The following is a 23,321-nucleotide window of genomic DNA, read 5'->3' as shown; positions in this document are numbered from 1 at the left end:
CGACGAAATGCAACCGGAATCCGAAGCCGTCCGAAAAGGTTCCGGCACAGACACAAAAAAAGGAAACCCGGAATCGGGACAGAACGTCCGTCATCCACAGTTTCCTCACCAACCTAAAACTACTAACCTAAATGAACCTTAAAACTTCGCTGCAAAGATAAGGCGGAAAAAGATACCGTGCAAGTTTTTTATTAAAATTTTTTCGGATTTTTTTCATATTTTTTAATATAGCATCTTCGCGTTTTCATTCAACATATTGTATATAAGCAAGATACAAACCGAATTCATCGTTTTGAAACATTCTTTCGGTACTTCGGTGCAGTATTCCCCGAAAATCGCATTTATAATTAAGAAAACCAGAATTAATAGTTATTTTTGTGCAATGATTTCGGAGAAAGCCGCTCAGAACAGTCCGTGTCCCGGCAAAGATTTTGCAGGACGAAAAGACCGTTCCGGCCGTCCGATCCAATCCATTCACACACGATGACAGTATCGCTGATCATATCCACCTACAACTGGCCCCGCGCCCTCTATCTGTGTCTCGACAGCGTGATGCAGCAGAGCGTACTGCCCGACGAGATTCTGATCGCCGACGACGGGTCGGGCATGGAGACACGCGACGTCGTACGACATTTCGAACGGATCTCACCCGTCCCCGTCCGCCATATCTGGCACGAGGACCGCGGGTTCCGCGTCGCCGCCATCCGCAACAAGGCCATCGCGGCCAGCCGGTGCGACTACCTCATCCAGATCGACGGCGACCTGATCCTGCAACGCAACTTCATTCAGGACCATATCGCCTTCGCCAAAGAGGGGCACTATGTCGCCGGGTCGCGCGGAATCATCACCGAAGCACTGACCCGGAAAGTCCTCAGCGGCGAAATAACGTCGCTGTCCGCCCTGAGCCGGGGCGTTCGCAACAGCAACAACGCCCTGCGCATCCCGATCGCCGCAGTACTCTACCGGATGCTGGCTCCCAGCCGAACGCCCCGCAGTTGCAACATGGCGCTCTGGCGCAAAGACGCCCTGCGCGTGAACGGATACGACGAGACCTTCGAAGGATGGGGATACGAGGACACCGAGCTGGGACTTCGCCTCGAAAACAGCGGCATCCGCCAGCGTCTCATGAAGTTCAGCGGCATCGTCTTCCACCTCCACCACGACAAGGCGTCGCGGGAAGGCTGCCCGGCCAACGAACAACGCTACATGAAGAGCATCCGCGAACACCGCACCTGGAGCCCCGCGGGAATCGACCGCCACCTCTCGCCCGCCGGGCAGGCGGAAATATTCGCGGCATTTTCCCCTGCTGCAGCCCTCGGAAAATAGACCGGTGCAAAATCCCGGACGTTCCACCTCCGAACAGTCAGTCCTGCCGCGACAGCGGCAGGACTCGTCATTTCCGAATCACCGTTCCCGCACGCTTATTTCCGAAACGGCCAATAATGAAATTTCCGCCGCATTTTCCATTTGCGGATCAGATTGAGCGGCTTGCGTTTCAGCCCGACATGCCCCCGTTCCAGAAAATCATCCACGGCATCGAGGACACGTGCGGAACAGCGGCAATCCCGATGCGGCTCATGGAACATCGTATAGGTCCGGACTTCACGCATCAACTCGTCGGGACGGGTCAGCGCCCGTTCGAGTGCCGGACCGACCTCTTCCGGCCTCCGAACATCTATCAGATGCGGTCCGGGGTGCGAATTCCGGAACGTCACGACAGGCTTGTCGAGGAACATGAATTCCAGAATGATGGACGAACTGTCGCATAGCATGACGTCAGCCTTGTGCAATAATTGCAATTTATCCGCCCCTTCGAAAAAGGTAACATTCGCATTCTCTTCCGCAATTTTCTTATAACCTGCGATAATCTCGGGATCGGTCAATTTCGGATGGAATGTGATGATCCATTCCCACGGTTTGTCCTTCGCCAACCGCTCGATTTCCCGCATAAGATATGGCGCCGAACAGACATTGCGCGTAAAAGTAGGCGGATACAAAATCACAGGACACTTATTTTCGACAGGCGCCTGCATTTGCGGCGAGAAATAAACGTCCGCTTTGGGCCATCCGGTTTCATAGGCCCGAAAGAATCCGTATTTACGCTCCAATTCTTTAAACACCGGCGTGCTGCTCGGCCCCTGCGTACAATAGAGATCGAACCATCCCCGAATAGTAAAATGATCGTCTATCGTTTCATAACGTTTCTGAATGGCATACCCATGAAACAACGCGACTTTTACTCCGGGAAAAAAGTCCGGAATATAATTACCGGGAGCAAAAACAGCGATCGGATCATAGTCGATCACATCGCGGACGGTACGCAGGCGTATTTCATCATCACGAAGCGCAACCGGACAATCCGGCTCGACAAACCAGGCCGCCTCATCGCCACGCCGACGTATCTCGTCCTCCAAAGGCCGAAGAATCGAATAAGCATAAGGCAATGTAACGAACAACAAATATTTTTTCATCACGGAAAAACTTTAACAGTACCAACACTCAACGGGCCATACGCCTTTGCAAACTGTTCCACCAGCGCTGCAACGTAGCACACAATACGGCCACCGGACGCAACCGGCGGCGGCGGTCCAGCCACAACAAGAGCAGATCGCCCCGGGAATAATACCGGCGCAACGCCGCTCCGCGCCCCTTCGCCGCCCGGTGGATCCACCGCGCATGATCCGAATCCCCGGTCCACGGATTGCGGCTCTTGCGGATGCAGACCAAATACCACCGCACACGGCTCACGAGCCGGAGAAACCCGATCCGCTCAGCCGAAAGCCCCGGACATCGGGCCAGTTCGGAATCGACCGCTTCGGCAAAACGCACGCAATAGTCCACATCGACACTGCGCCGGTTCGCCGAACCGGCCCGCTGGATGTAGTCGTATCCCACATAATCCACGAAACGGACCCGCGGCTGCCGGAAGCCGATCTGCACATTGACGAGCTCATCCTCGCCGAGCGGCAACGGATAATGCCGCAATTCGGCATCGAACAGTTCCCGGCGGTAGAGTTTCGCCCAAAGGCAGACGGAAATCGCATGGCTCAACGTCGCCTCGAGGAACCCGAATCCCTCGAGATCCTCCGTGCGACGTTCCCGCACGGGCGCCTCGTACGAGGCCCTCACCCGCTTGAAATCGCAACAGACGATGTCATACCCGCCGATCGCCGCGACCAGTTCCCGCAGCATATCCGGCTCCCAGCGGTCGTCCCCGTCGAGAAAGCAGACATAGCGTCCCCGGGCCTTCGCAAGTCCGGTTTCACGGGCACGCGCCACTCCCCGGTTGGGCGTAGCGACAACGACGATCCGCGCATCCCGCTCCGCACGGGAGCGCACGAGACGCAACGAACCGTCCGTCGAGCCGTCGTCCACCACGACCGCCTCGAAATCGCCGAACGTCTGCGCCTCGACCGAAGCCAGGCAGGCGTCGATATACCGTTCGAGATTGTGGACCGGAATAATCACCGAGACCTCCGGCCGCCGTTCGTTCTCCTTCATCCGATATAGTTTTTCACGGCCTCGGCGATCCGTTCGCCGTCGAGCGCCGCGGAGATGATTCCTCCGGCATAGCCGGCTCCTTCGCCGGCCGGAAACAGCCCTCCGACCGCGGGGTGCATCAGCGTCGCGGGATCGCGCGGGATGCGCACGGGCGTCGAGGTGCGCGACTCCACGCCCACGACCACCGCCTCGTCCGTGAGGTAGCCACGCATTCTCCGTCCGAAGGTCGAAATGCCCTGCCGCAATGCCCGCGCGATGAATTCCGGCATCCACCGATCGAGCCGCGAGGGAACGATGCCGGGAATATACGACGTCGCGGGCAGCGACCCGCTGGCCCGGCCCGCCACGAAATCCGACACACGCTGCGCAGGGGCGATCTGATGCTCCCCGCCCTCGCGCCGGGCCGCCTGCTCGAACCGCTGCTGGAACTTCAGCCCCGCCAGTTCGCCCCACTCGGGACGCAGGTACTCGAAATCCGCGAGCCGCACCTCGGTCACCAGCCCCGAATTAGCGAAGGGCGACGTGCGGCCGCTGGGCGACATGCCGTTCACGACCGACTGCGCGGCATCGGTCATCGCCGGCACGATGAACCCGCCCGGACACATGCAGAACGAATAGACGCCGCGCCCGTTCTCCTGGCTCACGAGCGAATAGGAAGCCGCCGGGAGGTACTCGCCGCGAGTCCGGCAATGGTACTGGATCGAGTCGATGAGCGCCTGCGGATGCTCGATGCGCACGCCCATCGCAAAGGGCTTGGCCTCGATGCGCACGCCGCGCGCGTGCAGCAGTTCGTACACGTCGTGCGCCGAATGCCCCGTAGCGAGCACCACGGCGGCTCCCTCGATCCGCTCGTCGCCGCAGCGGACGCCACGGATCCGCCCGTCGTGCAGCAGGAGGTCCGTCACGCGGCTGTCGAAGCGGAACACCCCGCCCGCATCGGCGATCGTCCGCCGGATATTGCGGATGATATAGGGCAGCTTGTCGGTGCCGATATGGGGATGGGCTTCGCAGAGGATTTCGGGCGTGGCGCCGTGAAAGACGAGCGTCTGCAACGCCTTGTTGTAATCGCCGCGCTTCTTGCTGCGTGTGAAGAGCTTGCCGTCGGAAAAGGTTCCCGCGCCGCCCTCGCCGAAAGCGTAGTTCGAGTCGGGATCGACGGGGCCGTTGCGGTTGATCCGTGCGATGTCGCGCTTGCGGGCCGAGACGTCGCACCCCCGTTCGAGAATCACGGGCCGCAGTCCCAGTTCGATGAGCCGCAGGGCCGCGAACAGCCCCGCGGGGCCCGATCCGACGACGACGACCTCCGTCCGCCCCTCGACCGAAGGATAGTCGAAATGCACGGGGCCGGGCTGCGGCTCCCGATCGACATAGACTTCGAGCGTCAGGTTCATCTTCACCTGCCGCTGCCGGGCGTCGATCGACCGCTTCACGACGCGCACCAGCGCCACATCCGTCTCCCGGATGCCCATGCGCCGCGCTGCGAGCGACGTGCAGTACTTCGGATCGGCGGCCTGTTTCGGCGTGAGGACGAGGGTTATCTGTCGGGGCATAAGTCGGCGAAATTACCTACAAATGTAAACAAAAAAAGCCGGATAATCCCCCGCCCGGATTGTGTTTTGTGAATTTTTACCTATCTTTGCCTCATCCGCGGGGATGCGCCCGACGCACCCCATGCGGAAATGATGCGGATATGGTGTAATTGGTAGCCACGTCAGACTTAGGATCTGATGCCTTACGGCGTGGGGGTTCGAGTCCCTTTATCCGCACTTTAGGAGCCTTTGTCCGGGGCTCCTTTTTTGTTGCCCGTTCGGTGCAAATAAGTGCAAATAGATTGTATATCATCGTTTTGCAAAGGTTGTTCGGAGCTTGTTCGGGAAGAACCGGAACGCATTTCGAAGAAGATCGTCAGGTGGCAAAAAGGTGGGCAGAGCCTATTTTCAGCTTCCGAAAAGGGAACTGCCACCTTTTCAGCATACAATACACTGTTTTACTGTGCGTTGCGCCGCAATAAAGTTTCCTTGCCGACGTTTTGTTAACCCTTAAAATGTCACGAGTTATGAGACAGGAAACTTTTACCATCCTTTTCCTGATGCGAAAAGGAAGGCCGAAAAAGAACGGGCTGGCGTCGGTTTACGCCCGCGTCACCACGGGCAGTCTGCGACAGGAGTTCTACTTCCATTGCGAGGGCAGGCCCGAACTGTGGAACCAGAAGAAGGAGCGGATGATGGGAACGAACCGTATAGCACTGAAAATCAATAAAATGATCAACGAATTCCGTGTACAAATTTTGGGCATCCATTCCAAACTGCTGGCCGAAGGCTATGCGGCCAATGCTGCGCAGCGCTACCTGAACCCGACGTGCACACGATGATGCTCATTGCGGGCCTTACCGACTACGCGAAGCGGCGGCAGGGCGAGGTGGGCGTACGCATCACGCAACGTACGGCCGACAAGTACGAACGGCTGCTGCGCTACCTGAAATAGTATCTCGCCCAGCGCAGCAAGACACAGACAACAGGTCTCACCTGGGCCGAATACGCACGGACGGCGCGCGCGGCACGCGGCGCTGAATCCGCATCTTTCGAAGCCCGTCGGCCACGTCGTCCTCGCCTTTTCGGCACGGGACGCCGCACGGCTCGACAACCGGCGGATGGTCGGAATCGCCGCGGAGTATTTCTCCGGCATGGGCATCCAAAACACGCAGTTCATCATCGCCCGCCACCGCGACCGGGAACATCCCCATCTGCATATCCTCTTCAACCGCGTGGACAACGATGGCCGAACCATCTCCGACCGTAACGACCGTTACCGTTCGGAGCGCCCCTGCAAGGAGCTGACCGTCCGGCACGGGCTCCACTTCGCATCGGGCAAAGAGAATGTCAAGGAGCACCGCCTGCGCGAACCGGACAAGACGAAATACGAGATTTTACACACGCTGCGCGACGCCGTACCCCGCTGCCGCGACTGGCCGGAGCTGACAGCAGCGCTACGGCGCGAAGGGATCGCCACCGAGTTCCGGATGCGCGGCGGAACTTCCGCCCCATAAGGCGTCGTTTTCGCCAAGAACGGCGACCCGTTCAACGGCTCGAAAATCGACCGGCAGTTCAGTTTCTCCAAAATCGACCATGTGCTGAGCCTGAACCGCCGACAAACACTCTCCTCAAACGAACACGGTTCTGCAAGCAATCCGGCCGCATCGTTCAGTCACCTACTCGAAGATCTTCTGCAACCGGCCTACGATGCGGACGAAGAACGGCGCCGTCAGGAACGACTGCGCAAAAAGAAAAGACGCCAACGACTTTAAATTTCATTACCTATGGAGACAACCACCGTCATCGAGCTCTTCGAAGAGCTGAAAAAGCAGATCGCCGCGCTCGCCCGCAGGTTGGACGACCGCAACCCGCCGGCCCCGCCGGTGTCTTCGATACCGACTGAACCGGATAATCGGCTCGACCGGCTGCTGGAAACGGCGCGGCACACACGCACGAACGTCGAACGGGTCCGCATGGAACTGACGGACCGGATTTCGGCACTGGAAAAGAAACTCGGGCAGGAATGCGGAAAATGCGCCGCTCTGCCTTCGCCGCAGCGGCATATCCACACCATCGACTTCAAATCCTCGAAATCGACGCTCTGCATGTTCGGGCTCTCGCTCGCCGTCGTTTGCTGCGGCGTACATATCCATCGGCTGCACGACCGCATCGACAGCATCTGCGACGCCGAACTGAAATACCGATACATCAGGATGAAAGGAGAAGCCTCCTCCGAGCGGATCGCAGAATTGGAGGATATTTTCGAATGGAACAGGGACGACGACAAAATCCGCCAGCTAAAAAAGAATGTCGAACAATACGAACGGACTATTCAGCAGAGAATAGCTCTCGACGAACAAATAAGATTAAAGGGACAGGAGGTCGAACAATTGGATGAAAAAGCAAAAAAATTAAGAGGAAAGTAAATCTTTCCTCTTTTTTCGTGTGGCCCCATGGTTTCTTCGTATATTTGTAAACAAGTAGTAGCATAAACAAACTCCATTATGATGACTTTCGCCGACATTCTACGAAAATTCCGTAAAGAATCATTATCTCAAAGAGACAAAGGATTTCGTTTTGAGCGACTTATGCAGGGCTATTTGAAAACCACGTCATTATATGCCAACCGTCTCGAGGAAGTATGGCTTTGGATGGAATTCCCCTTCCACGACCAGTTCGGCGGCAAGGACACCGGCATCGACCTTGTGGCCCGCACCGTCGAGGGCGAATATTGGGCCATTCAATGCAAATGTTATGCGGCGGATACCTTCATCAACAAACCCGACGTAGATACATTCCTCGCCACCTCGGGCAAGCGCTTCGAAACCGAATTCGGCATGACGGGATTCGCACAGCGGCTGTGGATCTCAACGACGAACAAATGGAACTCCACGGCCGAGCAGACGATCCGCAATCAGAATCCTCCGGTAACGCGACTGAACCTTATCGACCTCGAAAACGACGACGTCAACTGGAGCAGCCTCGAACAAGGCCTCTTCGGCGTGGCCTCCCGGTCCAAACCCTTTGCCATACGGGAGCACCAGCAGGAGGCCATCGACCAGGCCCACGCCTATTTCAAGATCGACGAAGCCACCGGCCAACCCGCCCATACGCGCGGCAAGCTCATCATGGCCTGCGGCACAGGCAAAACCTTCACCTCGCTGCGAATTGCCGAGAACGAAACCGGAGGCCGCGGTCTGGTGCTGTTCCTCGTGCCCTCGATTGCGCTTTTGGGACAAACCCTCCGGTCGTGGCTGCAACAGGCCCAGGAGCCGATGACGGCTGTCTGCATCTGCTCCGACCCGCAGGTCTCGAAACAGACCGAAAAGAAGGACAACGACACGACGAGTGTCATCGACCTGGCACTTCCGGCCTCGACCGACGTCCCCTCCATCGTCAAGCAACTGCAACACGCCCGCCGGCACAATGCCGAGGGTCTGACTGTCGTCTTCTCGACCTACCAGTCCATCGACGTCATTTCGCGGGCCCAGCAACAACTGCTCGCAGAGACCGGCGACGCCTTCGGCACGTTCGATCTCATCATCTGCGACGAGGCGCACCGCACCACGGGCGTTACGCTCAAGGACGAGACCGAGAGCGCCTTTGTCCGGGTTCACAACAACGACTTCCTGCGGGCCGTGCGCCGTATCTACATGACCGCCACGCCGCGCCTCTATACCGACGAGACGAAGAAACGCGCCGAAGAGAACTCCGCCGTCCTCTGCTCGATGGACGACCGCTCGATGTACGGCGACGAGATCTACCGCATCGGCTTCGGCAAGGCCGTCAAGCAGGAACTGCTCTCCGACTACAAGGTCCTCATCCTCGCCGTGGGCGAAAAGGACATTACCCCCACGCTGCAAAACGCACTGACCCGCGAGGACGGAACCATCGACGCGGATGATCCCTCGAAACTCATCGGCTGCATCAATGCCCTCTCGAAAAAGGTGCTCGGCGCCGATGAAGAGTTCGTCAAGGGCTCCGACCCGCTGCCGATGCGCCGTGCCGTGGCCTTCTGTTCGAGCATCAAGGCCTCGAAAGCAATCGCCAATGCCTTTACCGACTACAAGGACCTCTACATGGAGGACATCCGCGAGGAGGACCGCGCCACGATGGTCGATGTCGTCGCCCACCACGTTGACGGTTCGATGTCGGCTACCAAACGCGACGAGGAGCTGATGTGGCTCAAGGAGCAGCCCGAAAACGAACGCGAATGCCGAATGCTGACCAACGCCCGCTGCCTTTCGGAGGGTGTCGATGTCCCGTCGCTCGACGCCGTGGTCTTCATTTCACCGAAGAACTCGCAGGTCGATGTCGTGCAGTCGGTCGGTCGCGTCATGCGCCGCAGCGAGGGCAAGAAATACGGATACATCATCATTCCGGTCGTGGTTCCGGCCGATGCCGAGGGCGACAAGGTCCTCGAAAACCACCCCAATTTCAAGGTGGTCTGGACTGTGCTGAATGCCTTGCGGGCTCACGACGACCGCTTCAATGCCGAAGTCAATAAGATCGAACTGTCGAAAAAGAAGCCCAAAAACATCCTCTTCGGCGGAGTCGGCGCCTCGCGCAAGGACGAAGACCAGCACAGCGACAGCAAGCCTCGCGCCGAGAGTGCCGCCGAGCAGCTCACCACCCAGCTCTCGATGAGTTTCAACGACCTGCAGAACGTCTTCTACGCCAAACTGGTGACCAAGGTCGGCACCAAACGCTACTGGGAACTCTGGGCCAAGGACATCGCCCAGATTGCCGAACAGCACATCGCGCGCATCAAGGCCCTCATCGCCGACAACGGCAAACACCGCCGGGCCTTCGACCAGCTTATGCGGGGTCTGCACCGCAACATCAATCCCGGACTTTCGGAACAGGATGCCATCGAAATGCTCTCGCAGCACATCATCTCGCGCCCCGTATTCGAGGCCCTCTTCGAAAACTACCAGTTTGCCGCCAGCAACCCCATCTCGCGGTCGATGCAGAAAATGCTCGACCTGCTCGACGACGAGACCAAAACCGAGGAGGAGCACCAGAAACTCCAAAAATTCTACGACTATGTCCGCGACACGGTCGGCGACATCCACGAAGCCGATGCCCGGCAGCGCATCATCGTCGAGCTGTACGACAAGTTCTTCAAGGTGGCCTCGCCCCGCACGGTCGAGAAACTGGGCATCGTCTATACACCGGTCGAAGTGGTCGACTTCATCATCCGCTCGGTCGGTTACATCCTCCAGCGGGAGTTCGGACGGTCGCTCTCCGACGAGAACGTCCACATCCTCGACCCCTTCACCGGAACGGGCACCTTCATCACACGCCTGCTCCAGAGCGGGCTTATCTCGCGCGAGGCCCTGGAGCGCAAATACGGCCGGGAGATCCATGCCAACGAGATCGTACTGATGGCCTACTACATCGCCTCGGTCAACATCGAAAATGTCTTCCACGACCTGATGGGCCCCGATACGGAGTACCGGCCCTTCGGCGGCATCTGCCTGACCGACACCTTCCAGCTGGGCGAGGAGGCTGCGGACGAGAACCTCTATTCCGAGCAGTTCCCGACCAACTCGCGGCGCGTCATCGAGCAGAAGAAACGGCGCATCACCGTCATCGTCGGCAACCCGCCCTATTCCATCGGGCAGAAGTCGGCCAACGACAATGCACAGAACGAATCCTATCCGACGCTCGAAAGCCGTATCGAAAACACCTACGTTGCCCAATCGGAGGCCGCCCTCAACAAATCGGCCTACGACAGTTATATCAAGGCTTTCCGCTGGGCTTCGGACCGACTTAACGAAAAGGAAGGCGGTGTCATCGGCTTCGTTACCAACGGCGCATGGCTCGATGCCAACGGGCTCGACGGCATGCGCAAATGCCTCGAACGCGAATTTTCGGCCATCTATGTCTTCAATCTGCGCGGCAATCAGCGCACCAGCGGAGAATTGTCGCGCAAGGAGGGTGGCAAAATCTTCGGTTCAGGCTCCCGCACCCCGATTGCCATTACGATTCTGGTCAAGAAACCGAAGGTATCCGACGAGGCGGCCCGCATCTGCTACCACGACATCGGCGACTACCTTTCGCGCGAGGAGAAACTGAACATCATCCGCAATATGGGCGACATCAGCAACCCGCTGATGCAATGGGTCTCCATTACCCCCAATGAACACGGCGACTGGCTCAACAAGCGCAGCGAGCAATTCAAGCTCTACACCCCGCTGGAGCCCGAAAAGAAGTTCGGGAAAGGGAATAAATCTTTTTTTGAAGGTTTCTCACTTGGATTAGGGACCAATCGAGATGCTTGGGTATATAACTCGTCATTGGTTGAACTTCAAGCAAATATCACAAAAACGATTGATTTTTATAACCAGCAAGTTGAATCCTACAAAACAGCCAAACAAGAAATGTCTCTCGACAACTTTTTAGCCGACAAACGGGATTCAACGAAAATTGTCTGGACGGATACCTTGATTCGGGATTTGCAGAAAGGAATAAAATACGACATCGACACCTCTCGCTATACCGTAGGGATGTATCGGCCTTATTTCAAGCAGGCATTGTATCAGGATAGGATTTTGAATCATCGTGTTTATCAAATACCCCGACTTTTCCCGACCTCGAACCATCGGAATCTGGTAATTTGCGTCTCGGGAGTCGGAGCCAGCAAGGATTTTTCGACGCTGATAACCGACTGCATCCCCGATTTGCAGTTGCAATTCAACGGGCAATGTTTCCCGCTTTATTGGTATGATGACAGCACGGCGGATATCGCCGACCTCTTCTCGGCTCAGCAGAGCGATGCAGACCGTTACGTCCGCCGCGACGGCGTGACCGACTGGATCCTCTCCACGGCCCGCAAGCAGTACGGAAGCCGCGTAACCAGGGAGGACATCTTCTATTATGTCTATGGCATCCTCCACGCCCCGGACTACCGCACGACCTTCGCCGCCGACCTCAAGAAGTCGCTGCCCCGACTGCCGCTGGTCGAGTCGCCCGACGACTTCTGGGCCTTCAGCCGTGCCGGCCGCAGCCTGGCCGAACTCCACCTCGGATACGAGCATGTGGAGCCCTACGCCAGATACCACACGGTAAACTCGACCACTTCGGAAGATGACGCCATCAACTACCGTGTAGAGAAAATGCGCTTCGGCAAGCTCGACAACAAGACGGCCGACAAGAGCATAATACATTACAATGCGGGCATCACGATCGAAAGCATTCCGCTGGGGGCCTACGACTACGTGGTGAACGGCAAGTCGGCGATCGAGTGGGTGATGGAGCGCTATGCGGTGAAGACCGACTCGACGAGTCTCATCACCAACGACCCCAACGACTGGTGCCGTGAGCACGACGACCCGAAATACATCTACAACCTGCTGCTGCGCATCATCACCGTCTCGCTCGAAACGATGAAGATCGTCCGCTCGCTCCCGAAACTCAAACTGGAAGAATAAAACGAGGGCTATGAATAATCTTATCAAGCAAATAGAAATAACGAACTTTCGGTCGATTAAACATACAATAATTGACTGCTCTTCGTACAACCTTTTTTGCGGACAGAATGATGTCGGTAAGTCGAATGTATTGAAAGCGCTCAATTTATTTTTCAATCAGGAAACCGATTTCCAAACTCCGTTTAATTTCTTTACGGATTATAATAAATATGCCTTAGCGGAAGCTCAATCGTCAAAAAAAGGGAAACAATTTATTCGGATAAAAGTAACATTCAATACTCCTCGTTCCTATAAATCAATCCCCAATCAGACATTTTACATTGAGAAAACATACGACCGCAATGACCGCAGCGGAAGTGGCACAACCAGATATTCAGAGGATTCCACTATTGCACGAACTTCGATTTCGCGCCTATACAATCAAATTCGTTATGTATATATCCCCGCATTAAAAGGGAAAGAGGTTGTTCAATATTTGTTAGGATTGTTAGGAGAACAACAGCTAATTGGGCAAAAGCAAATTGACGATCTGAATCAACATATTAACGAAAAAACTCGAAATCTGACAGGGTTACTTAACGAATCAAATATTGGCATCAATGTTACATTTGGATTACCAACTCTTCTGAGAGATTTTTGGCAACAACTTTCTGTCGGCACCAACTATGAATATATAGAAAAGATTACTCAACAAATTTCAAAGAAAAAAGGTGCTGAAGTAGATCTAAATCCGAAATTGTATCAGATTCCACTAACCATGCGTGGTGATGGAGTCAAATCGAAATTCCTTCCGCCAATTTTGAAATGGTTGCAGAATAATAATCAATCCATGATTTTTATTTGGGGAATCGACGAACCTGAAAATTCCCTCGAGTTTCGTGCGGCCGAAGCTCTCAGTACGCTATTTTGTGATGAATATGCAAAGACCACACAAATTTTTGCGACTTCTCATTCTATGGCATTTATAAATCCTCGTGAATCGGCCAAAGTCAAACCCACCATATTCAGGACAATGAGATCAAAGTATGGTGAGACAGAATTCCGCAATATTGATGATTTATTTAAAGATTCCCAAAGCACCGAATTATTGGAAGAGATAGGAGCTTTGGAAATACAACAAAAGCTGATATCAACTTTTAGAGAACAAATTGATGCCCAAATAAAAGTTAAACAAACATTTGAGGCCCAAGTAAAAGATTTGCAGGACAAGATTGAGAAGTTAAAAAAGCCATTGGTCATTACAGAAGGAAAGACCGATATAAAGCACATAAAAAAAGCCCAAGAAAAACTTGGAATCATAGATATAGATTTTGAACAAATAGAAGAGAATAATCAACCCTCAGGAGAAGATGATTTAAAAAAATTATTGGCACACTTAAGCAAAATACCTCATGCTCATAAAATAATTGGTCTATTTGATCGAGATCATGATCCAATTATTAAAGATATTGAAAAAGATCGCCAAGTATACAAAGATTATGGTAATAATGTATATGCATTCTGTATTCCCGTACCTCAGTTTCGCATAGACAAAGATCAAACCAAAATATCTATTGAATATTTATATACAGACGATGAAATTAAAACTCCATTAGAAAATGGCTGTAGATTATTCTTTGGAACTGAATTTACCAAGCATTCCTTACGACACAATACCGAGAACCTAATATTGAGGTACCCTGACGGTAAAGGGGAAGATAAAATAATCGAAAATAACGGTGGGCAAGCAGTATTTGACAAAGATGAACAAAATGTATTAGCGAAAAAGGACGATTTTGCAGAGGCAATTTTACATGATAAAATTCAAATAAGCGCCCAAAGTTGGGAAAATTTCAGACCAATCTTTGATAAGATCAAAAAAATCGGTGAATTGTAAATGTGATTTATGGCCATCATTGACGATTTCACCCGCGAGGTAGAGTGTATCTACAAGGATGAACGATACGCAGTCCGCGATAATGGAGCTGTCTTCCGCTATCCGCGTGATGGAAAGCGTCCGCGCAAATACGACAACTTCTGGACATTCGGGAAACCCAATATCGTACATGGCTATATGGAAATCGCATCTGTCCGAATCCATGCCATTGTCGCAACTGCATTCTTCGGCCCCAAGCCCACCAAAGAACACGTTGTTGATCATATCGACACGAATCGTCGGAATAACCGGGTGGAGAATCTCCGTTGGGTTACGCGGCTGGAAAATATACTCGACAACCCCATTACGCGGAAAAGAATCATATTGCGCTGCGGCAGCATCGAAACATTTCTGGCGAATCCTGCTATACTACAGGAAAATGAATTGCCGCCCGATCTCAAATGGATGAGAACCGTAACCAATGCAGAGGCGCAAGTAAGTAAAAAACGATTGCTGGAGTGGGCCGAAAGCGATAAAGAGCCCTCTGGAGGCTCCTTGGGTGCATGGGTTTTCAATCCATCCGAGAAATCCACCGCATATTCCCAGCAACCCCAGGTTTCAACACTCAATCCTCAAGCAGATTTACTTACAGGAGAAGGTCAATTAGGCGTTTGGGGATACAGGCAACCAGGATTCCAAGAACATGACCAATCCAACACGCTTCAAGACGAAGAAGACAGAACCCCTAATCTCGTATTGTCTCTGACTCCCGGAGCTGCTCAGGTCAGAGTGTTTTTTGACGACAAGCCTTGCGAATATCCATGTACTCCACAACATTTCGACGAAAATCCCTTGGCAGCGTATGCTGCCAATCTGACTGACGATGCCATTTTTTGGCGCAATCAAAATGGGGATCGTGCATATTCAGTAGCAAAATACGGCTATTCAAGCGATGGAGATTCTTTGATTGTAATGTCTCAAGCCGCCTATGTATGGAAAAAACAAACAGTCGGCGATTCTAAACCCGTTTCAGTAACGCAACTCAGGCCTGACGAGTATAACAAAAACGATTTGCCATGTTCGCTTACCGAAATAACATACGAACAAAAGCTGTTTGTTCATAAGAGAATCGAGACTGGATTCCACTCCAAAGAATATTTGGAAGAGATATTTAATCAATGTATAAAAGAAACTTAATCATTTTAGAAATTGATAAGTACAAGAGTCTGAAGAACTCGTAACCCTTATAATTAATCGTAGTAAAGTACCTCAAATCTCCTTTAAAGAATAGTCATAACCCATATCCGTGAAACAGCACAAATTGCTATGCGTACCTGATAGACATAGTTTTTGCGGTTCAATATTGGTCATTGGGAAGTGAGAATAAGGGCAAGATTAGTTGTTCTTATTTATCAGATTCACCACCACCTTCGTCATCACATCCTTCTCCTCGGTGCGGCTCTCGGCGATCATCAGCGTCAGGGCGACCAATGTGTTGTTGTCCAAAAGGCGCGAGCCGTCGGAACGGTAGAGGATGCGGTTGTTCTCCAGAAACCACAGGAACAGAAACGCCGCGATGCGTTTGTTACCGTCGCTGAACGAGTGGTTCTAGACTGTCAGGTAGAGCAGATTGGCCGCCTTTTCCTCGACGCTCGGATAGAGGTCCCGACCGCCGAAGGTCTGGTAAATCGCACCCATCGTGCTTTTGAACGACTCGTCCTTCTCGTGGGCGAACAGTGCGCTGCCGCCGAACTTGTCGCGCAACACCTGCAACGCCTCCATCGCATTCTCATAGGTCGCGCGGAACGACTCCTCCGCCGTGGTTGCCGTAACCTCCAACTGCTGATAGTCATAACGATCGAGCGTGTCGAGGCCATAAGTGTAGTCCGTAATCACGCGCAGCAGCCCGACCGCCTCGGATTTCGTAACCTCCTTTGCAGCCAAAACATGGGAGAGCAAGCGGACGGTCTTTTTCAACTCCTCCAACTGCTCGGCTTTGGCCTGGCTATTGACTGCATAGCCTTTTATTAGGTACTCTTTCAAAACCTTGTTCGCCCAAATACGGAACTGCGTGGCGTTTTTGGAATTGACGCGATAGCCCACTGACAGAATCATATCAAGGTTATAAAATGGAATCATACGTCGCACTTGCCGTCGCCCCTCATGCTGAACATGTGCAATTTTTGCACATGTTACGTCCCGCTCCAATTCGGACGACTTATAAATGTTGTTGACATGTCTGACAATAACCGTTCTGTCAACTCCGAACAATTGCGCAATCTGCGCCTGCGTCAGCCACACGCTGTCGTTCTCCATGCGGACGTCCAGACGAGTCTCGCCGTCTGCCGTCTGATAAATGATAATCTCGCCCCTGTCCATGAAAGCAAAGATACGAATAAACCCGAAAAGTCGATAACCTTTCGCCCTCAACCGATTCGCCCGTCCTTATCAAGAAAAAGAGGAGGACATGGAAATCTCCACCTCTGAAAGGTTACCGCAACAGCCTAAAAAATCCGAGAAAAAGTAAATTCAGCCCGGTTTATGTCATATCGTAAAAACTTCGTATTTTTATAAGGAATTTCACTGCAAACAGAATGTTAGACCCTCGGAAAAATATGATTGTCATTGACGGAGAGATTAAAACCTCTTCCGTCGAGCGTTGTTGGAATACCTCCAATCCTCATCGGTGCAACATTAAATTCAACAACTCTTCCAAAACCTATTCCTACTCTCCGAACAAAGTCTTGTTGCTGGAAAATCCCGTGCTATTCGACCCGCAACACTGTCGGTTGCTACACAAAGGCAAACGGCTCGGTCCGATAGCCTACATAGCCGCCTTTCAGCAGGGATCGCAGAAATTCTGGTACATCGAATACACCGACGGAAAAAGCGCCGGCTACAAAGGCTCAGAAATCGAACTTATTCGGTCCTGTCTGGAGGACTCATCCATCCAAAATATCTTCGAATATCTGCGGGATGTGGCAGCCATCAATCCGCTGAAAGCCAACGACGGCACACGATTGCTTCTGGCTCAATATCAGAAAATCGAGTTTATTCCGGACGATTCGGCGGTAGCTTGTTACCTGAATCCCGGAAAATTCCCGCTCCAACACGCCTCCGCCCCACCGCTTTTCTACCCTTTCGGCTGCAATGCCAGCCAACAAAAGGCTGTCCAGGCCGCCTTCGAGCATCAGGTCAGCATTATCCAGGGCCCCCCGGGAACAGGCAAGACGCAAACGATCCTCAACATCGTGGCCAACATCATCGCTCAAGGGCAGACGGTATTGATCGTCTCGAACAACAATTCGGCCATCGAAAACATAGTCGAAAAGTTGGACAAACACGACATGGGATTCATCGCCGCTTTGCTGGGAAGCAGTGATAACAAATCAGCATTCATTGAAACGCAGGCCATTGAAAAGGCTATTCCCGCCCAGATCGATTCATGGTATTCGGCCGAGGCAGACTCTCCCGAATTTCTGAAGACGATTCAGGCACAAGCCGCTTCCATGCAGGAAATATTCGCCCGGCAGGAACGATTGGCACTGGCCCGGCAGGAACTGACAGCCCTCAAAACAGAGCAGACGCATTTCGAACAGGAAACGACCTCCGATCCGACGGTAACGCTCCGCCGAAAACTCTCGTCGGCAAGGCTACTGACGCTATGGAACGAATTGCAGACGGCAGTCGAGAAGCCGGAAACGCGCGGGCTTTTCGCAAAATGGCTGGAGGCCATCCGGTGGTTTCTTCTCAAACGGAAAGTCGCACGATTGTTCAACGGTATCCGTCCCGATCCGCAACGACAGGATTTGTATGAACTGATTCCTGCCATCCAGCGCGATTTCTACCATATAAAGCACGAGGAGCTGTCCGATGAAATCGAACAGCTGCAGAAAGTACTTGCCGCTACCGATGCCCGACAGGCGATGGCACGGTTGAGCGACGATTCGATGCGTTACCTTCGGAATCTGCTCCGCCACAGATTCGGCAGGGGGCACGAGCGTCCGGTCTTCCAACGATTCACCGCCGGTTTCGTCAAGGAATATCCCGTCATCCTGAGTACGGCCTTCTCCTCGCGCTCGAATCTACGAGCGAACGCGCTATTCGATTACGTGATTATGGACGAAGCGTCGCAAGTTTCGTCTGATACGGGAGCATTGGCGCTTATGTGCGCCCGAAATGCGGTGATCGTCGGCGATTCGAAGCAATTGCCCAACGTCATCACCGATGCGGACCGGCTCCGATTACAGGCCATCGGAGCGAAGCATGCAATCGATGCCCGCTACGATTGTGCCGGTGTGAATTTCCTGGAATCGGTCTGCCGGGTTCTTCCCGACGCTCCGCAGACATTGCTGCGCGAACACTATCGGTGTCATCCGAAAATCATCGACTTCTGCAACCGGAAGTTCTATGGCGGGCGACTCGTCATCATGACCGAGGATCGGGGCGAAGCCGATGTGATCTCCGCCTGGCGGACAGTCCCGGGCGACCACGCACGCAGTCGGTTCAATCAGCGGGAAATCGAGGTCATCACCCGCGAGGTGATGCCGAAACTCCCTTACGACAACGCTGAAATCGGTATCATCACGCCCTACAACGAGCAGGTCGCCGCACTCTCCAGGCAATTGGACAGAAAAATCGACGTAGCGACGGTACATAAATTCCAGGGACGCGAGAAAGAGGCCATCGTAATGTCCACCGTAGACGATACGATCCGGGCATTCGTGGACGATCCCAACCTGCTGAATGTAGCCGTTTCGCGTGCCAAGCGCAAGTTTTGTCTGGTCGTTTCCGGAAACGAACAAACCGAAAGCCGCCATATCCCCGATTTGATCGCCTATATCGCATACAACAACTGCACGATAACGGAGAGCAAGATCTGTTCGGTTTTCGATCTGCTCTACGGGCAGTATGCCAAAGCCCGACAGACTTTTCTTAAAAAGCATCGCAGAATTTCGGAATTCGACTCCGAAAATCTGACCTTCGCCCTGCTGGAAAAGATTCTGGCCGGGGATTCCGAATTCTGTCACCTGGGAATTGTCTGTCACCAACCCTTGCGGCAGCTCATCCGCGACTGGTCGCTGCTCGATGAAGACGAACGTCGCTATGCCTCCAACAGGGCCACACACCTCGACTTTCTGATTTACAACCGGGTGAGCAAACAACCCGTACTGGCAATCGAAACCGACGGATACGGATTTCACAAGCAAGGCACCCGACAATCCGAACGCGACGAAAAGAAGAACCGCATCCTGGCCCGATACGGACTTCCGATGCTGCGGCTCTCGACCATCGGGACCGACGAGGAGACGAAAATTCGAGCGCGGTTACATGAGATACAAGCATAGGGAAAATCGGAGGGGGGGGGTCTTACAAATTGCCTTCCCGTCTAATCCATCCTCATCCCAAAATCTTCCCGCATTTGGATTTTTCACCGAAAATCGCTATATTTGTACTGTCATGCAAGGAGATACGACGGTAGCGCAGGCAAAACGGACAGGCGGACGCAAAACCGTGCAAAATGACGGTAGGCAATGCGGGGACAGAAGCCAAAAAACCGTCGCAATTCGTTGATATACATTGGGCTTACATTCGTGAGGAAGCACCTTTATCCGCACTTTAGGAGTCTTTGCAATCAAGTGAGTAATTTACGACCTGTTCGGTGGATCGTTTTAACCTTCCCGAACGCGCGAAGGACACTGCGCCTACGGCAAATTCTTCGCACGCAAGGCGGGGTTCGTCAGCCGCGAGTGGCTGCCCGATCTTGCGAACTGCCGCCGTTCCCGGCCGCTGGCTCCGAACGAGGATGCGGTAGCCCTCGACGACGTGGTGTTGCAGACCATCCTGGCCGAAGGAACGGCCACCGTCAGGGAGCTGCGCCGGATGCTGGGATTCGCCCGAGGACGCGGAAAACGCGCGGCGGCCGACCCGACGTCGGAAGTCGCGGAAGAGGGGAAAATCCCGCTCGACCCGATTCTGATGCGGCTGCAAATGGAAATGCGGCTGGTCATCACCGATTTCGAGTACAGCATCGACCGGCACGGCAACCGCTACGGCTGGGGCATCGCACGATACACGACACCCGAAACACCGTACGGTCCGCTCCGCACAGAGCGCACGCCCGCCGAATCGTTCGAGCGCATCTGCGAACACCTCCGCCGTCTTTTTCCCGACGCTGCGGAAGACAGCCTGCTGAAAACCATCGTCGATTTCCGGGCGGTGTAACTCCGCAGCCATATCACGGAGCAACCCGTCCCGTGAGGGGCTCCGCCGCACCGCGTCTTCGGGCATACGTATTTCCCGCAGGGCGGACGCGCACGGGTGCGCACCGCCTCATTCCGGCCGCATCCTGCATCCTCCCCGCCACGTGGAGCCACCGGACAGAAGGCGGACCCGGAACCGACCGGAAACGGCGCCTTACCGCAACGGGCAGGCCGCGACCCGGAACCCGCGCAGGAAACGGGATACGGTCCGGGAAAGAACGGAGGGCAGGATGCGACCCTACCCGAGAGGCTGCCGCTTCATCCTGAGCAGGCGGCGATAGACGAAGGCGAACGCCGGGATGAGAAACAGATCGGCGAAGACCCAGGCCGTCGAGTCGCCGAAGCAGACGGCGATATACCCGAAGGCCGGCACGGCGAAGAGGCTGACGAGAATCCGCGCGATCATCTCCGACACGCCCGAAAGCATCGCCAGATTCGTGAAGCCGACGCCCTGAATGGTGTAACGCAGGATGCAGAGCAGTCCCAGCACAGGGAAAAACGAAACGGAAACGTGCAGAAACAGCGCCGTATCCTCCAGAATCTCGGTCTCGGAGCCATCGACGAACAGCCGGGCCAGCGGCTGCGCGCACGTCATCAGCACGCAGAAGGTGAACACCCAGTAAATCGTCATCATCAGCGAACTGGCCTTCACGCCCTGCCAGACCCGCTCGGGTTTCCCTGCGCCGTAATTCTGTCCGCCGTAGGTCGCCATGGCGATCCCGAGGCTTTCGAACGGACACATGAAGAACATCTTGATCCGCACGGCCGCCGTGAACGCCGCCACGCAGGCCGTGCCCAGCGCATTGTTGGCGCTCTGGAGCATGATGCTTCCGACGGCCGTGATCGAGAACTGCAACCCCATCGGCACGCCGATCGAAAGCAGCCTGCGGGCCAGCTTGCCGCTGAACCTCCGTTCCGAAGCATCGCCCCGGAGCACCTCGAAACGCCGCATCATGTAGCGGTAGCAGAGCGCGGCCGACACCCCCTGCGAGAAGACCGTCGCGATGGCGGCTCCCGCGACGCCCCACCCGAGCACCAGGATGCAGAAGAGGTCGAGCACGATATTGAGCACGGTCGAAAAGAGCAGGAACCAGAACGGCGTCCGGCTGTCGCCCAGCGCACGGATCACGCAAGCCAGCAGGTTGTAGTAGAACGTGCAGGGAATGCCGAGGAAGGTGACGAGCAGGTAGGCATAGGCCCCCGGAAAGATATTCCCGGGCGTCTGCATGATCCGCAGAATATCCCCGCACCAGAAGCTCGTCACCGCTGCGACAGCCACCGACATGACGGCCGCCAGGCGCAGGCTGACGAAGACGTAGCGGCGCATCTCGCCGTAGTCCCGTGCCCCGAACTTCTGAGCCACGGGGATTCCGAATCCGCCGCAACAGCCGTTGCAGAACCCGAGGATGAGAAACACGACCGAGGTGCTGGCTCCGACCGACGCCAGGGCGTCGATCCCCAGAAACCGCCCCACGATCACGGCATCGACCAGCGAATAGGTCTGCTGCAGGAGGTTGCCCATAAGCAGGGGCAGCGTAAAGTTGAGAATCAGCGGCAGCGGCCGTCCCGACGTCAGTTCCTTCGTCAATGTCGCCATAAGTCCATGCACACGATAACGCGGCAAAGATAACGCAATTCGCGGTTCCCGGTGCACGCGGCATGCAAATTTCAGGCGAACGCCCGCTTTCCGGCCGCGCTCCCGTGCCGTACACGCGACGACGGCAGCGGATCGTCCGGACCGCTGGCACGCAAATTGTCCGGTAACGGGAAAATACTTATTTCATTATGGACAGACTATCTTTACTGCTCGAAAATTCGAAACGCGCCATCCGCTACTGGTGGCTGCTGCTGCTCGTCGGCGTCATTCTGATCGTCGCCGGCATATCCGTCTTCCTCTATCCCGTGCAGAGCTACCTGGGACTGTCGGTGCTCTTCGGCTGGCTGATGCTCGTCTCCGGCGTACTCGAAGCCGTGCTGGCCTCCTCCAACCGGCATTTCGTCACGGGCCGCGGGTGGATGCTCGTCGGCGGCATCATCGAGATCATCCTGGGTATCATACTGATATTCAATGTTTCCCTATCGGCCGTCGCCCTGCCGATCATTCTCGGATTCTGGCTGCTGCTACGCGGTTTCGGGACGATCGGACTCGGCGGCGACATGACCGCCGTAGGTGTTCCGGGCGCGGGCTGGACCGTCTTCACGGGCATTCTGCTCCTGCTGTGTTCGTTGTGGATCCTGCTGCAACCGCTCGTCTTCGGCACGACCGCCGTGCTGGTCTGGGTCAGCATCTCGCTGCTCTTCGCCGGGGCCGCCGCCTGCTCCATGGCGCTCCAGTTGCGCACCGCGCACCGGTGCATGGAGGGAAAGTGCTGAAACGTCCCCTTTGCGGGACGAGTCCGCAGTCACGGAAGGATTCTCCGGATCCGCCCGCAACGCCGCCCGTCCCCCGGGAATCCGCAGACGCCGCCCGGCGGCGCGAACGGTCCGAAGACAAAAAAACAGAGGGAGCCTCCCGGCTCCCTCCCCCATCAAAAATTAACCCTTAAAAATTATCCCCTTTTCGGAAGACCTCCGAGAGGTAATGATGCAGGTAAAACAGATCCGCATCACCCTGTATCACCTCCCGCTTGATCAGATCCTCGTCCTCGGAGATGCCGTTGTCAGAGACTTCGTTCTTGTCAATATCCTCCATAGGCCAGTCGTTTTACGTTTTTTACGCATATATAACGCCCCC

14 protein-coding genes, 1 tRNA gene and 2 pseudogenes are annotated in these 23,321 nt (G+C 54.7%); 11 read left to right on the top strand and 6 right to left on the bottom strand.

The genetic code is table 11. The features are described 5' to 3' along the window. Positions 1-483: 483 nt before the first annotated feature. Positions 484-1,326, top strand: a complete 843-nt coding sequence (locus tag FME97_RS07795; RefSeq protein ID WP_141428754.1) for a glycosyltransferase family 2 protein — start codon at positions 484-486, stop codon at positions 1,324-1,326. Between the two features lie 95 nt (positions 1,327-1,421). Here the strand turns inward: FME97_RS07795 and FME97_RS07790 are convergent, their stop codons facing one another. Genes FME97_RS07790 through FME97_RS07780 form a run of 3 tightly spaced genes read right to left on the bottom strand, consistent with a single transcriptional unit; the run spans position 1,422 to position 5,051 of the window. Further along, positions 1,422-2,471, bottom strand: coding sequence for a CDP-glycerol glycerophosphotransferase family protein (locus FME97_RS07790; protein WP_141428753.1), 1,050 nt, complete (start codon positions 2,469-2,471; stop codon positions 1,422-1,424). Between the two features lie 28 nt (positions 2,472-2,499). Next, positions 2,500-3,501, bottom strand: coding sequence for a glycosyltransferase family 2 protein (locus FME97_RS07785; RefSeq protein ID WP_141428751.1), 1,002 nt, complete (start codon positions 3,499-3,501; stop codon positions 2,500-2,502). Next, a complete protein-coding gene (locus tag FME97_RS07780) occupies positions 3,498-5,051 on the bottom strand; it encodes an NAD(P)/FAD-dependent oxidoreductase (protein ID WP_141428749.1) in 1,554 nt (517 codons plus the stop codon). The genes FME97_RS07785 and FME97_RS07780 overlap by 4 nt, the downstream gene beginning before the upstream one ends. A 134-nt stretch (positions 5,052-5,185) precedes the next feature. Here FME97_RS07780 and FME97_RS07775 point away from each other — a divergent pair. The 7 genes from FME97_RS07775 (at position 5,186) to FME97_RS07745 (ending at position 15,521) form a co-directional block, all read left to right on the top strand. Continuing rightward, a tRNA-Leu gene (locus FME97_RS07775) sits at positions 5,186-5,267 on the top strand. Between the two features lie 290 nt (positions 5,268-5,557). Further along, positions 5,558-5,872 carry an Arm DNA-binding domain-containing protein gene (locus FME97_RS07770; RefSeq protein ID WP_232522854.1) on the top strand — a complete coding sequence of 105 codons (315 nt, stop codon included), beginning with the start codon at positions 5,558-5,560 and terminating at the stop codon, positions 5,870-5,872. Positions 5,873-5,986: 114 nt separating this feature from the next. Continuing rightward, the gene (locus tag FME97_RS12565; protein ID WP_317129408.1) at positions 5,987-6,547 is read left to right on the top strand and encodes a relaxase/mobilization nuclease domain-containing protein; all 561 of its coding nucleotides are present in this window, start codon (positions 5,987-5,989) and stop codon (positions 6,545-6,547) included. 270 nt (positions 6,548-6,817) lie between these two features. Next, positions 6,818-7,459 carry a DUF342 domain-containing protein gene (locus FME97_RS07760; RefSeq protein WP_141428747.1) on the top strand — a complete coding sequence of 214 codons (642 nt, stop codon included), beginning with the start codon at positions 6,818-6,820 and terminating at the stop codon, positions 7,457-7,459. An 81-nt stretch (positions 7,460-7,540) separates the two neighbouring features. Then, positions 7,541-12,469, top strand: coding sequence for a DEAD/DEAH box helicase (locus FME97_RS07755; protein ID WP_162502097.1), 4,929 nt, complete (start codon positions 7,541-7,543; stop codon positions 12,467-12,469). A gap of 10 nt (positions 12,470-12,479) precedes the next feature. Further along, on the top strand, positions 12,480-14,345 hold the full coding sequence (locus tag FME97_RS07750; RefSeq protein ID WP_141428743.1) for an ATP-dependent nuclease: 1,866 nt from the start codon (positions 12,480-12,482) through the stop codon (positions 14,343-14,345). Positions 14,346-14,354: 9 nt separating this feature from the next. Beyond that, positions 14,355-15,521 carry an HNH endonuclease signature motif containing protein gene (locus tag FME97_RS07745; protein ID WP_141428742.1) on the top strand — a complete coding sequence of 389 codons (1,167 nt, stop codon included), beginning with the start codon at positions 14,355-14,357 and terminating at the stop codon, positions 15,519-15,521. Positions 15,522-15,719: 198 nt separating this feature from the next. On the opposite strand, the pseudogene rhuM reads toward FME97_RS07745, so the two are convergent. Beyond that, positions 15,720-16,703: pseudogene (gene rhuM / locus FME97_RS07740) on the bottom strand (RhuM family protein). A gap of 236 nt (positions 16,704-16,939) precedes the next feature. Between rhuM and FME97_RS07735 the strand changes: the two are divergent. Both FME97_RS07735 and FME97_RS07730 read left to right on the top strand, forming a co-directional pair. Next, on the top strand, positions 16,940-19,672 hold the full coding sequence (locus FME97_RS07735; protein ID WP_232522853.1) for an AAA domain-containing protein: 2,733 nt from the start codon (positions 16,940-16,942) through the stop codon (positions 19,670-19,672). Positions 19,673-20,072: 400 nt separating this feature from the next. Continuing rightward, positions 20,073-20,549 (top strand): annotated as a pseudogene (locus tag FME97_RS07730) (AlkZ-related protein); the annotation flags it as partial. Positions 20,550-20,825: 276 nt separating this feature from the next. On the opposite strand, the gene FME97_RS07725 reads toward FME97_RS07730, so the two are convergent. Further along, positions 20,826-22,184: an MATE family efflux transporter gene (locus tag FME97_RS07725; protein WP_141428735.1), complete on the bottom strand. Its 1,359-nt coding sequence runs from the start codon at positions 22,182-22,184 to the stop codon at positions 20,826-20,828. A 188-nt stretch (positions 22,185-22,372) separates the two neighbouring features. Here FME97_RS07725 and FME97_RS07720 point away from each other — a divergent pair, with 188 nt between their 5' ends. After that, on the top strand, positions 22,373-22,960 hold the full coding sequence (locus FME97_RS07720) for an HdeD family acid-resistance protein (RefSeq protein ID WP_141428734.1): 588 nt from the start codon (positions 22,373-22,375) through the stop codon (positions 22,958-22,960). 169 nt (positions 22,961-23,129) lie between these two features. Here the strand turns inward: FME97_RS07720 and FME97_RS12440 are convergent, their stop codons facing one another. After that, entirely contained in the window at positions 23,130-23,279 is a 150-nt protein-coding gene (locus tag FME97_RS12440) for a hypothetical protein (RefSeq protein ID WP_162852160.1), read from the bottom strand. Positions 23,280-23,321: the final 42 nt, after the last annotated feature.

It is taken from the genome of Alistipes dispar (genome assembly GCF_006542685.1).
Taxonomy (GTDB): Bacteria; Bacteroidota; Bacteroidia; order Bacteroidales; family Rikenellaceae; genus Alistipes; species Alistipes dispar.
Note: the sequence above shows the minus strand (reverse complement) of the source record. Positions and strands in the feature narration are given on the sequence as shown.